We start from the raw sequence: 12,298 nt of genomic DNA, 5'->3' as shown, positions 1-12,298 counted from the left end.
TCGTTATGGCATCTGTCAGTTGTAAGGATCTTTGCAAAACCTTTAGCCAGGGCGACACCACGATTACCGGCCTTGATAAAGTCAGTCTGGAGATCGAAAGAGGTTCCTTTCTGTGTCTGTCGGGACCCTCTGGCTCGGGCAAGACCACGTTGCTGAATGCTATCGGCGGTCTTGACCAGCCCGATAGTGGTTCGATCAGTATTGGCGAGCTGCGGGTAGACCAGATGAGTAAGACCGAGTTGGCAGAGATGCGCCTGCACAGTATCGGCTTTGTGTTTCAGGCGTATAACTTGATACCGGTGTTGTCTGCCCTGGAGAACGTAGAGTTTGTGATGCAGGTGCAAGGGGTGCCCGCGGGTCAACGTCGGGACAAGGCCATGGCGATTCTAGCTGAAGTGGGGCTAGCTGGTATGGAGCAACGCTTGCCGGCACAACTTTCCGGTGGGCAGCAGCAGCGCGTGGCGGTAGCCCGGGCGATCGTCAGCGAACCAGCCTTGGTGCTGGCCGATGAGCCCACAGCCAATCTCGATAGTAAAACCTCCGCGCAATTAATGGATCTATTTATCGAGCTTAATCAGACTCGCAATATCACTTTTATTATTGCTACCCACGACACTCGCGTCATGGCTTACTGCCGACGTTTGATACGTATGGTAGACGGCCAGATAGTGGGCGACGACTTACAGGAACCTGCAGCGGCTGCGGAGCCGAGCTGAGTGCGGTGGACGCGTCTGTCACTGTTGATGCTGTTATTCGTTGCGGCCCCGTCGCAGGCGGATTCCGTATTAGAGGGAGGTCATACCAAACTGCGCTTAGGCGTTGCTGACATTCCCGATGACAGCGTGTTTCTTAATGCGATCGATAGCCCGGCCTTTGATCAGGGCGGTGATCTGCGCCTCAATTTCAAGGCTCAGCGCGGGCAATGGGGTGTCAACGCCGATTATCAGCTGATTGGGCAGGCGGGCGATAGTCTGACTCTGGTGCGTGACGTTTCCACACTGCTCCCCGGCCCCGGCGGTGTGCAGAATGACGACCGGCGTCTGATGGACCTGACCGCCGTACTCAGCGAAGGTAATGACTATGTCATCTCCCACCGCCTTGACCGGCTGGCGCTATCCTGGCGCGGTGAAAAATGGGTAGCGCGGGTGGGTCGACAGGCGATTAGCTGGGGCAATGGCCTGCTCTATAACCCCGTGGACATCTTTAACCCGTTTGATCCTGCCGCCGTGGATAAAGAATACAAGTCTGGCGATGATATGGCCTATACCCAGTATCTGCGTGATAACGGTGACGACCTTCAGGCGGTGTACGTGGTGCGAAGAGACGAACAGGGCGATCTCGACCAAGCGGTCAATTCCACATCGGTTAAATACCACGGCTTTAGCGGAGACGCCGAGTACGACCTGTTACTGGCCGAGCATTACGACGACATGATTGTCGGCATAGGCGGCAGCTTGCCGCTGGGTGGTGCGGTGTTGCGCGGTGATGTCACGTTCACCGAAACTGATCTGGACGAATACTGGAGCGCAGTGGCCAATCTTTCTTATTCCTGGGTTGGATGGGGTAGGAATATGTCCGGCGTGGTGGAATATTTTTACAACGGTTTTGGTCAGCCCGAAGGTGAATACAGTACCGAGGATTTGCAGAGTAATCCCGATTTACTGTTGCGCTTGGCGCGAGGTGAGTTGTTCACGCTGGGCCGCCACTATGTTGCTGGCACTGTGTTAATTGAAGTGACGCCGCTGCTGACGTTGGCACCTACGGCTTTTGTTAATCTGGCCGACCAGTCTTTTTTGGCGCAGTTGGTGGGTACCTGGAGCTTAAGTCAGAACTGGCAGCTGCTGGCGGCGCTCAATCTGCCAGTGGGTGGCGCAGGCACCGAGTATGGCGGTATCGAAACCGCTGTTGAGGGTCAGCGCTTGAGTCAGGGGGCGTCGATTTTTGCCCAGCTGGCGTGGTATTTCTGAGTATGGATACGCTGTTGATCTTTGCGCTTGCCTTTGGCCTGTCTCAGGTCTGCCTGAGTATGATATTGGTTGGGCTGCGGGGCGAACGGGGGGTGGGTGAGACCCTGTTCGTGTTGCTGATGCTGGCAGTGACCTGCTTTTTGCTGACGCCACTGCTGCCGTTACCCTGGTCCGGCTTTTCCAGCGCGCTGTCCACGGGGGTGCCAGGGCTGTTCTGGTTGTTCAGCGCCTACGTTTTCGATGACCATTTCCGGCTGCGCGGCTGGCAAGTGGGTCTAGTGGTCATCACGGTATTGCTGCCGGTGCTGGGCCAGCTGGCCGAGGTCTCCGATGGTTGGCTTTATCTATTTTTTACGCTGCCACAATTACTGGAGTTTGTGCTGTTGGGGCTCACTTTGTGGGTAGTCGCCGAGTTCTGGCAGGTCGATCTGGTCGAGTCAAGGCGCCGGCTACGCTGGTGGTTTGTGGCGATCAATGGCAGTTACCTGTTCGCCATGATTCTGATGCGTGAGTGGCTGTTTGATGGTGAACAGTGGTTTGCGCTGGCCCAGTACCTGCCTTTGGGACCGGTGTTGCTGGGAATGAACGTGTTGTTATTGCAGTATAAGCCGGCTGGGCTGTTTCGTTCTGGCGCGCGCGTACCGATGCTGATGCCGAGTGATCAGACGTCGACGCCGGTGCCGGCGGATGCTGCCGTGATGGCGCATGAGTCGGCGCCAGATCCGGAACTGATGTCCAGATTGCAGCGGTTGATGGATGAGGCACAGGTTTACCGTGAAATGAGCCTGACTACGGGTCAACTGGCTGAGCGCCTGGCGGTGCCGCAATACCGTTTGCGGCAGGCTATTAATGCGGGGCTGGGTTACCGCAACTTCAATGATTTTCTCAACAGCTTCCGTGTTGCCGAGGCCGCACAACGCCTCGGTGATCCCGCCGCCGAGAGCCTGCCGGTGCTGACTATTGCCATGGATGCGGGGTTTCGTTCGCTGAGTTCCTTTAATAAGGCGTTCAAAGATACCCGTGGTATGACTCCTACCGCCTATCGAAAATCGCTCAAAAAATAAGCAGTTCTCAGTATTTTTCTCAAAAATCGACGCAAAATCTGACGGATTCTTACAATTGCGCAGAAATCGCTGTCCGTTTCCGTTCAAATGGCACCCAACGGCTACACTTGGAGCGATGACGGGTGAGGGTTCGTGCGGTCTATTTCGATCACCACTTACAGGCTGCTAGAAACAGGGATAGGATTTATGAAACTGATTATTTTAATGTTAGGCGTGTTGATGAGCCAACTTGCCACGGCCCAGGATCTGGCCGCGGGCAAAGTCGCATACGGTATCTGTGCTTCCTGTCATGGGGCTGCCGGGGAGGGTAGAGCAGCCATGAATTCGCCCGCGCTGGCGGGTCAGGACGCCGACTATCTCGCGCGTCAATTGAACCATTTCAAGTCGGGTATACGCGGCGCAGCGCCTGGAGATACTTTTGGCGCCCAGATGCGTGGTATGGCCGGTACTTTGGCCAGCGATGAGGCCGTCACAGCCGTGGCTGCATATCTGGCGAGTCTCCCGGCTGCGGTTTCTACCGAGACGCTGGAGGCGGATATGCGCAATGGGGAGAATCAGTACAACGCCTATTGCGGTGCCTGTCACGGTGCGCAGGCACAGGGTAATCCGGCTTTAAATTCACCGCGACTGGCAGGCTTGGATCGTCAGTATCTGGCTCGGCAGTTACAGAATTATGCGGCCGGTATCCGCGGAAACCACGCCGATGATCGCTATGGTCGGCAGATGAAGATGATGGCCACGGTATTGCCAGACGATAAGGCTGTTGCTGATGTGCTGGCCTTCATTGTCAGCCAGGGCTCAGCGCAGTAGTTTTTATGCTGCGGTTACTGGCCTTCTCGTTACTGACACTGTTCCTGCTGCCGGCTGTAGCCGCAGCGAGTCCGGCGGACGAGTTTGTGCTCAGCGACCATTGCCCGCCCAGTTTCAAGAAAACTGTGCAGGGCACTTGTGAATTGGTCAATATGTATCAGTTCTACGACTCCCTGCAAGATAAGGGAGTTGGCGGCACGCAAACCTCGTTGCCGCCACATCGCGATGGCTTCACACCCGAGCAAATTGATCTGGGTCGTTTTCTGTTTTTTGATCCGGCATTGTCGGGCGATGGCAGTATGTCTTGCGCCAGTTGTCATCATCCCGACAAGGGCTTTAGCGACGGGATGGCGCGCTCTATGGGCAAGGGTGGCCACGAAATGACCCGCGCCGCACCCAGCTTATGGAACGTGGCTTTTCTGCAGCGCCTGTTTTGGGATGGTCGCGCCGAGTCGCTGGAAGAGCAAGCCCAGGGGCCGCTGTTCTCAGCCGAAGAAATGGCCAATACGCCGCAGCAGCTGCTGGCGACGCTGAGCGATAATGAGATCTATCAGCAGATGTTTCGTCAGGCTTTTCCCCGTGGTGAACTGGATGAAATCAGTTTGGGTCAGATTTATATGTCGTTGACGGCCTTCCAGACTTCGTTGATTTCTTTGAATAGCCGCTATGACCGTTACGCCCAGGGTTATCACGCAGCCCTGACCGCGCCGGAGATTGAGGGCCTCAACGTATTTCGCTCGTTTGTTGCACGCTGCGCTGAATGTCATACGCCGCCGCTATTTACCAACCAACAGATTGCTGTGATTGGTGCGCCGGAACCTGACGGCTTGCCACTGGATATTGGTGCCGAAGCTGTGTTCAATGCCGCCAAATTAAAAGGTGGCTTCAAAGTCCCATCCTTGCGCAACATTACGCAGACTGCTCCCTATATGCATTCGGGACGATTTGAGTCACTGCGTGATACGGTTGAGTTTTACAATAAGGGGCGTGGCCACGCCGTGCCCGAAGGTGTCTCCATGCACCTGCACTGGCATATTTGGGAGCCTAACCTGACCAGCGATGAAATGGATCGGGTAGTCGATTTTCTTGGCACGTTGACCGATGAAGCATTCAAACCACGCATTCCGAAGCGGTTGCCCTCAGGGCTGCCGCCCATAGATAATCCAGCGGGGTTTGCTGCGGCAGAGCTCGCCACTGCTCGTTTACCCATACCCATAAGACTACAACAGGTGAATTATCATGAATAAACTACTCGCTATCGCCGGTCTGGTTTTTGCCTTCGCGATCGGCATCTATTTGGGGGCCGCCGGTAACGATGCCCCGGTTGTTGTGACGGCTAATAGCGATGGCGCTGGTTATACCGGTGCCGCGCCTTCCAGTGATTCGGATTCTAGCGAAGGGGCTGCAGCAGGCAGTCTGGTAACCAGCGGCTCCAGCAAGTTCGTGGCCGGTCCGCCGCAGTCAGATGTGGTGGTAACCGTTGAGCCGGGGCAATTGATTCAGGATGCGGTTAAGGCCGCTGAGCCGGGCACCACTATTCGGGTTATGCCGGGCGATTACAGTGAAACGGTGTATATCGATAAAGACGGTATTCGCCTGCTGGGCATGGTGGTGGGGAGTGAGCGCCCGGTGCTGGATGGCAAGGGAACTCTCAACGACGCCATTCTTTTTTCAGGTAACAATATTGTGGTCGAGGGCTTCTATATTACCCGTTACAAGGGTAATGCGATTATGAGCCAGGCCGGCAACAACTATGAGATTCGCGACAATATCATCGTAGATACCGGTGTTTACGGTATTTTCCCGCAGTTGGGTAAAAACGGCGTCATAGAGCACAACGTGATTTCCGGGATTGAAGATGCGGCTATCTATGTGGGGATGAGCGATAACGTGCATGTCGCCTTCAACCACGTGTTTGATTCGGTTGCGGGTATTGAAATTGAAAACTCCCGCCACGCGATTGTTGAGAGCAACTACGTACATGACAACACCGGTGGCATTTTGGCGTTTATCACGCCGGGTCTACCCATCAAAACCACCTACGATGTGATTATTCGTAATAACTGGGTACACAATAACAACACGCCGAACTTCGGTGCGCCGGGTTCTACGGTGGGTGGTATTCCTGCGGGCACCGGCATTATGGTGATGGCAGCTGATGATGTGGTGATCGAAGGCAATATTATTACCGGTAACAAGACCATCGGTATTATCTCGGTGGATCACAACTCTGCGGCGCAGTTAACCAATGTCACTGTGGATCCGGATGCCGATCCTAATTCAGACGGCCTGAAAATTCTGAACAACGTGATGATGAACAACGGCTACGAGACGATTGATGCAGTTAAAGCGATTATGCTTACCGAGTTGAAAACCGGTAACCCGGATATTCTGGTAATTGGCCCGACCAAAGATAGCTGCATTATCAATCGGCACCGTTATGTGACTGTGGGTACGGATGATTTTGCCGAGTGTGATTTTGCCAATACGTACCCTATTGGTAATTATCTGCTGGCCGATGTGGCGCCGCGACAGATCGCTCCCGAAGATCGTGGTCAAATAGCCTACCTTGGAATTTGTGCCGGCTGCCATACTTACACCGGCCGCATGATTGGCCCGCCGGTGCAGATAATTCAAGCCCTCTACATGGACAATCCGGAAGGTCTGGCCGAGTACATTAATGCGCCTATCAAGAAGCGTCCTGACTACCCTGAGATGCCGCCGCAAAACTATCTCGACCCCGAAACTCGTTTGGCTGTAGCCAAGTACATGCTGTCCCGCACCAAATAGTTTTCCTGAACGGCAGAATAAAGTCTGCCCTACAGGTGGAGAGAATGCGTTTAGGAGGTCGGATTTATCCGACCAGCTCCGCGCTCACTTTGTCATACCAGGCTTGCATGTGGGTGCATTCATCAGGAATGCCCTGCTTGACCCAGCGGCAGAAGCCGCAGGCGGTGAACAGGTCAATGTCTGCGAAGGTCACGCTATCACCTGCCACATAGGCATTCTCTGCCAGGTGCGCCTCCATAATCGGATAAAAGGCGGTCAGCCGATCGCGGCCACGCTGCACCAGGTCTGGTAGTTGTGGGATGTTTAGGGGGCCTGGTATTGCGCGATCCTTCCAGTTTTCCTTGCTATTGCGCAGGATGTCAGCGGTCGGGCTGGTCATCATCATAAAAATGCGGTGATCCCATTGCATCACTTGTGCGCGTTGTACCGGGTCAGTACCCATCAGTGGTTTATCCGGGAAAATCTGGTCGAGATAGGTGGCCATGCCTACAACTTCGGTGAACAGGGTGCCATCATCCAGAATTAGGGCGGGAACTGTGCAATATGGGTTGATGGCACGGTAGGCATCGCCCAATTGCTCTCCGTTAGCCAGGTCAACCTGAGTGGTGTCCAGCTCGATGCCTTTGTAGGTCAGAAAAAGCGCTAAGCGCTGGGCGTTGGGTGCAGGATCACAGGTGTACAGTTTCATCACGAGCTCGCATTATTTGGGCGGATGTTGATCTTAGGCACGAGTTTGTCCAAATGCTAGTGGAGATCGAGTTTCCGCGGGCGCCATAAGTGGCTATAATGCGCGACCCTGACCCGCCCCGAAGAGGAAGAACCGTGATCAAGTCACTGAAAACTCTGGCTATTTGTACCCTGGCAGTGATGTTTAGTCTGTCCGCCATGGCCCTGAGTGAAAAGCAACGCATGGAAATTGAAGACCGCATCAAGCCGGTGGGCAAAGTCTGCCTGCAGGGCGACAACGATTGCGGCGCGGTAGCCGTCGCTGCCAGCTCTGGTCCTCGTTCCGGCGAAGACGTGTATAACGCTGCCTGCATGGCCTGTCATTCCACGGGTGCTGGCGGCGCGCCGATGCGGGGTGATGTCACGGCCTGGGCCGATCGCATTGCCAAGGGCCCTGACGCCCTTTATGACAGCGGCATCAATGGTTTTGGTGTCGGCATGATTGCCAAAGGTGGCTGCATGAGTTGCTCTGACGAAGAAGTCCGCGCGGCGGTCGACTTCATGGTGGATGGCAGCCAATAACAGTCATCATGAGTCAAGTCGCAATGCCGCTTTATTAGCGGCATTTTTTTTGCCTGCTGACAATTGACGACCGCTATTATCGTTGTCAGTGCTCTGTTAGAGTCTGTTTCTCACTTAGGACTCCTCGCTATGCGCCCATTTCGTTTCTGCCTTTTGTCTCTTTTACTGTGGATTAGCGCCTGTGGCCAGGAACTACCTCTGCCACAGATGGTTGAAGTGGTGGTGGATGAGGCAGTGTTAGAACCCTACCAGCCCAAGACTTCTTTCGTAGGTCGCTTGCACGCCCGGGAAGACGTGATGATTCAGGCCCGGGTGGACGGCTATATGACGTCGCGTGCATTTCGAGAGGGCCAAATGGTGGCCGCTGGAGACCTGCTCTACGAGATAGACCCGGCCGAGTACGAGGCGCAAATGGCGCGCGCCAAAGCTGACTTGGCCAAGGCCAATGCTGCACAGGCGGTGGCTAACCTGAATTATAACCGTGGCCGTGAGTTGCTGCCCAAGGGCGCCATCTCTGCATCAGAGATGGATAAGCTCAACGCTCAGAAGCTGGAGGCTGACGCCAGTATTGCCGGCGCGCAGGCACAGCTGAAAACGGCGGAAGTTAATCTCGGCTTTACCCGAATTCTGGCGCCGATATCGGGCCGCATCGGTCGCAGCGTGCACAGTCCAGGCGACCTCATCGGGCCCACGTCCGGAACCTTAACCACCCTGGTAAGCATCGATCCGATTCAGGCACTGTTCCAGATTTCTGAAAACGTACTGGTGATGGCCATGTCTAATCGTCTGGGCGCCACCAAAAATCTTCACACCATGGATACCAGCGATCTGGAAGTGTCGCTGGAGCTGACTAATCGAGTGTTTTACCCACATGTCGGTCGTATCGATTATTTTGCCAATCGAATATCTGAAGAAACCGGTACCCTGGAGGCGCGCGCCATCATCCCCAACCCCGGTGGACTGCTGGTGCCCGGGCAGTATGTGCGGGTGATCCTGGAACAAACCAATCTGGTAGAGGCGATCTTTATTCCGCAGGCAGCGGTGCAGGTTGACCAGCAGGGCAGCTTCGCCCTCGCGGTCGATGCCGATAGCATGGTGCGGCGCCGTAACGTGGCGCTGGGCGAACGAATTGATGAGAAGGTAGTCGTGAAAGAAGGCGTGGACGAAGGCGAGCAGATCATTGTTCGTGGTCTGCAGCAGGTGCGCCCCGGGTTGCGGGTGAAGAGCCGGTCTCTGGCCTTGAAGAATCAGGAATAAGACGGTGTTCAGCGCTTTCTTTATCAATCGCCCCAAATTTGCCCTGGTGATATCGATTGTATTGACCCTGGGTGGCCTGATCGCCATTGAGCAATTGCCGGTCGCTGAATACCCGGCTATAGCGCCGCCGAACATTGTTATCAGTGGCCGCTATGCCGGTGCCTCTGCAGAAGTTGTGGAGCAGACGGTGGGTATTCCTATTGAAGACGCCGTTAACGGTGTGGAGGACATGATTTATATGTCGTCCAAGAGCGCCAATGACGGCAGCTACAACTTGACGGTTACCTTCGAGGTTGGCGCAGACCCGGATATGTCGCTGGTGCGGGTGCAGAACCGGGTAAAATTAGCCGAGCCAAAGTTACCTGCAGAGGTGCGCGCGCAAGGTTTAGAGATTGATCGTCAGTCGCCAGATATGCTTAAAATCATCAGCTTTTATTCTCCCAACGACACGCTCGACTACAAATTTATTTCCAATTATCTGAAGATTAACGTGCAGAGCAATCTGGCCCGGGTGCAGGGTATATCCAAGGCCAATATTCTGGGCGAGGCCGCTTATTCAATGCGCCTGTGGCTGGACCCAAATCGCATGGCGCGCTTGTCCATTACCACTAATGACGTGCTCAATGCGCTGCGCGAACAGAACGTCCAGGTCGCAGCGGGTAAGGTGGGGGCGCCGCCATTTGAGGGTAATTTGCAGACCGAATACACCCTGCAAACTAAAGGTCGACTGCAGGACCCGGAGGAGTTTGCTGCGGTAGTGCTGCGGGCACGTGCGGATGGCTCCGCTATTTATCTGCGCGATGTAGCCCGGGTAGAGTTGGGGCAGGCGCAGTATGGTGTGATTGGTGAGTTGAACGGCAAGGCCGCCGTGAATATTTCTCTTTATACGCTGCCCGGTGCTAATGCGCTGGACGCCGGCAATCAGGCTGATAAGGCCTTGGCAGAACTGGCCGTCTACTTCCCTGATGACCTGGAATACAGTGTCGGCTATGACACCACCCGCTATGTGGAAACGGCCGTGCGTCAGGTGATGGTGTCGCTGTTTCAGGCGGTGGCTCTGGTGATTGCCATTACCTTCCTGTTCCTGGGTAACTGGCGCGCCACGCTAATTCCAACCATTGCTATACCGGTGTCATTGATTGCCAGCTTTGCGGTGTTGCTGGTCATGGGGATGAGCATTAATACGGTGACGCTATTTGGCTTGATACTTGCGATCGGTATTGTGGTAGATGACGCGATATTGGTCATCGAAAACTGTGACCGTCACATGCGCGAGGACCCTACGCTGTCCTCTGCCGATGCGGCCCTGATAACAATGCAAGAAGTAGGCGGTGCGATTATCTCCACCACGTTGGTGTTACTGGCGGTGTTTTTACCGGTCGCGTTTTTACCCGGTATTACTGGTGAAATGTATCGTCAGTTTTCGGTCACTATTTGTGTGGCGGTGTGCTTTTCTTCGCTGAATGCGCTGACCTTGAGCCCAGCCCTCTGTCGGCTGTTGCTGCGTCCAGGTCAGCAGCAGGACGCGGGCTGGTACCGCAAGTTTCTGGCGCTGTTTGAGCGCACGACCAGCCGCTACAACGTTGGCGTGCAGTGGGTGCTGCGTAAGTTAGTGCTGGTTTCGCTTATCTACCTTGGAGTGCTGGCAGCGCTTGCCGCTGGCGTTTTAACCACACCTACCGGATTTGTTCCCGCTGAAGACAAGGGTGCCTTTTTCGTCAACTTACAGTTGCCCGACGCCTCTTCACTTAACCGTACCAAAGAGGCTATGGATAAGGTTGCAGAGCTGTTGGGTGAGGACCCGCGCGTTGAAACTATTACCGCGATCACTGGCTATTCGGTGTTGACCGGTGCAGCGGCCAGTAACGGCGGCACGCTGTTTGTGGTGCTCAAGCACTGGGATGAACGAACCGACCCGCAGGATCTGGTGTTTTCGATTACCCAGAAGATCAACAAATTGGCGTTTAACGTGGTGCCAGAAGCCCAGGTGTTTGCGATTGCGCCACCCGCCGTGCCCGGTGTGGGTGGGGTAGGGGGCCTGGAGTTGGTGCTGCAAGATACGCTTAGTCGCAGCCCTGCGGAGCTCAGTAGCGTACTCAATAACTTGTTGGTAGAAGCCAATCAGACGCCCGGGCTTAGCGGTGTGTTCAGTACCTATCGCGCCAATGTGCCGCAGTATTTTATCGATATAGATCGGGTCAAGGCGAAGAACTTGGGGGTGCCACTGTCAGAAATTTTCAATACGCTGCAGGCACAAATGGGCTCACTTTATATCAATGACTTCAATCAGTTTGGCCAGACCTATCAGGTGATTATGCAGGCAGAATCACCGTTTCGTTCCGACCTGGATGATCTGGAGCAGTTCTATGTGCGGTCTACCAGTAGTGAAATGATTCCGTTATCCACGCTGGTCAGTACCCGTCCGATACTGGGCCCAGATTTGTCTGAACGCTATAACCTGTATCGTTCGGCTCTGGTCCGCGGTAGTCCCGCTCAGGGCTACAGCAGCGGGCAGGGCATGGACCTGCTGGAGGATGTGGCTGCTTTGAACCTGCCTGCAGGTTATCGGGTAGAGTGGACAGGTATGGCGTATCAGGAAAAGCAGGCCGGTAGTGCCGCGATTATGGCGTTTGTGCTGGCGCTCATATTTATCTATCTGTTTCTGGTGGCGCAGTATGAGAGTTGGTCGATTCCTTTGGCGATTATACTGGTAGTGCCTATGGCTTTGGCAGGCGCCATTGGTGGGCTGTTTGTGGCGGGTATAGAACTTAATTTGTATGCCCAAATTGGTCTGGTGCTGCTCATTGGTATGGCGGCGAAAAATGCGATTCTCATCGTTGAGTTTGCCCGACAACGACGTGAGCAGGGCGGTTTACCTATTGCTGAGGCCGCGGCAGAGGCTGCCAGTGTGCGGTTTCGCGCAGTGTGCATGACAGCGGTCTCGTTTATCCTGGGTATTCTGCCGCTGGTCATGGCCAGCGGTGCTGGCATGTTTGGACAGCGTTCGCTGGGTATCACGGTGCTGGCCGGAATGCTCGCCGCGCTGGTTGTCGGGACATTCTTTATTCCTGGCTTTTACGTCATAGTGCAGGCTACGCGTGAGCGGCTCAAGGCTGGACTTGGCTTTGGTGAGTCCACAACAGACAAACAAGATTGATTCTT

10 protein-coding genes are annotated in these 12,298 nt (G+C 54.8%); 9 read left to right on the top strand and 1 reads right to left on the bottom strand.

Going from position 1 to position 12,298, the window contains the following annotated elements:
• Positions 1 to 5: 5 nt before the first annotated feature.
• The 6 genes from EYC98_RS01610 (at position 6) to EYC98_RS01585 (ending at position 6,631) form a co-directional block, all read left to right on the top strand.
• Entirely contained in the window at positions 6 to 716 is a 711-nt protein-coding gene (locus EYC98_RS01610; RefSeq protein WP_279243553.1) for an ABC transporter ATP-binding protein, read from the top strand.
• Positions 717 to 1,967, top strand: coding sequence for a hypothetical protein (locus tag EYC98_RS01605; RefSeq protein ID WP_279243552.1), 1,251 nt, complete (start codon positions 717 to 719; stop codon positions 1,965 to 1,967).
• A 2-nt stretch (positions 1,968 to 1,969) separates the two neighbouring features.
• Entirely contained in the window at positions 1,970 to 3,031 is a 1,062-nt protein-coding gene (locus tag EYC98_RS01600; protein ID WP_279243551.1) for a helix-turn-helix domain-containing protein, read from the top strand.
• A 186-nt stretch (positions 3,032 to 3,217) separates the two neighbouring features.
• Positions 3,218 to 3,841 carry a c-type cytochrome gene (locus EYC98_RS01595; RefSeq protein ID WP_279243550.1) on the top strand — a complete coding sequence of 208 codons (624 nt, stop codon included), beginning with the start codon at positions 3,218 to 3,220 and terminating at the stop codon, positions 3,839 to 3,841.
• A 5-nt stretch (positions 3,842 to 3,846) separates the two neighbouring features.
• Positions 3,847 to 5,088, top strand: a complete 1,242-nt coding sequence (locus EYC98_RS01590) for a cytochrome-c peroxidase (protein WP_279243549.1) — start codon at positions 3,847 to 3,849, stop codon at positions 5,086 to 5,088.
• Positions 5,081 to 6,631, top strand: a complete 1,551-nt coding sequence (locus EYC98_RS01585; protein WP_279243548.1) for a parallel beta-helix domain-containing protein — start codon at positions 5,081 to 5,083, stop codon at positions 6,629 to 6,631. The genes EYC98_RS01590 and EYC98_RS01585 overlap by 8 nt, the downstream gene beginning before the upstream one ends.
• A 64-nt stretch (positions 6,632 to 6,695) precedes the next feature.
• On the opposite strand, the gene EYC98_RS01580 is transcribed toward EYC98_RS01585, so the two are convergent.
• Positions 6,696 to 7,319, bottom strand: a complete 624-nt coding sequence (locus EYC98_RS01580) for a glutathione S-transferase family protein (protein ID WP_279243547.1) — start codon at positions 7,317 to 7,319, stop codon at positions 6,696 to 6,698.
• A gap of 134 nt (positions 7,320 to 7,453) precedes the next feature.
• Here EYC98_RS01580 and EYC98_RS01575 point away from each other — a divergent pair, with 134 nt between their 5' ends.
• The 3 genes from EYC98_RS01575 (at position 7,454) to EYC98_RS01565 (ending at position 12,293) form a co-directional block, all read left to right on the top strand.
• Positions 7,454 to 7,879 carry a c-type cytochrome gene (locus tag EYC98_RS01575; protein WP_279243546.1) on the top strand — a complete coding sequence of 142 codons (426 nt, stop codon included), beginning with the start codon at positions 7,454 to 7,456 and terminating at the stop codon, positions 7,877 to 7,879.
• A 129-nt stretch (positions 7,880 to 8,008) separates the two neighbouring features.
• Positions 8,009 to 9,136, top strand: coding sequence for an efflux RND transporter periplasmic adaptor subunit (locus EYC98_RS01570; RefSeq protein WP_279243545.1), 1,128 nt, complete (start codon positions 8,009 to 8,011; stop codon positions 9,134 to 9,136).
• A gap of 4 nt (positions 9,137 to 9,140) precedes the next feature.
• Positions 9,141 to 12,293 carry an efflux RND transporter permease subunit gene (locus EYC98_RS01565; protein ID WP_279243544.1) on the top strand — a complete coding sequence of 1,051 codons (3,153 nt, stop codon included), beginning with the start codon at positions 9,141 to 9,143 and terminating at the stop codon, positions 12,291 to 12,293.
• Positions 12,294 to 12,298 lie beyond the last annotated feature (5 nt).

The sequence above is a fragment of the Candidatus Litorirhabdus singularis genome (assembly GCF_026262625.1).
GTDB classification, from domain to species: domain Bacteria; phylum Pseudomonadota; class Gammaproteobacteria; order Pseudomonadales; family Halieaceae; genus Litorirhabdus; species Litorirhabdus singularis.
This window is presented reverse-complemented; position numbering and strand designations above follow the sequence as displayed.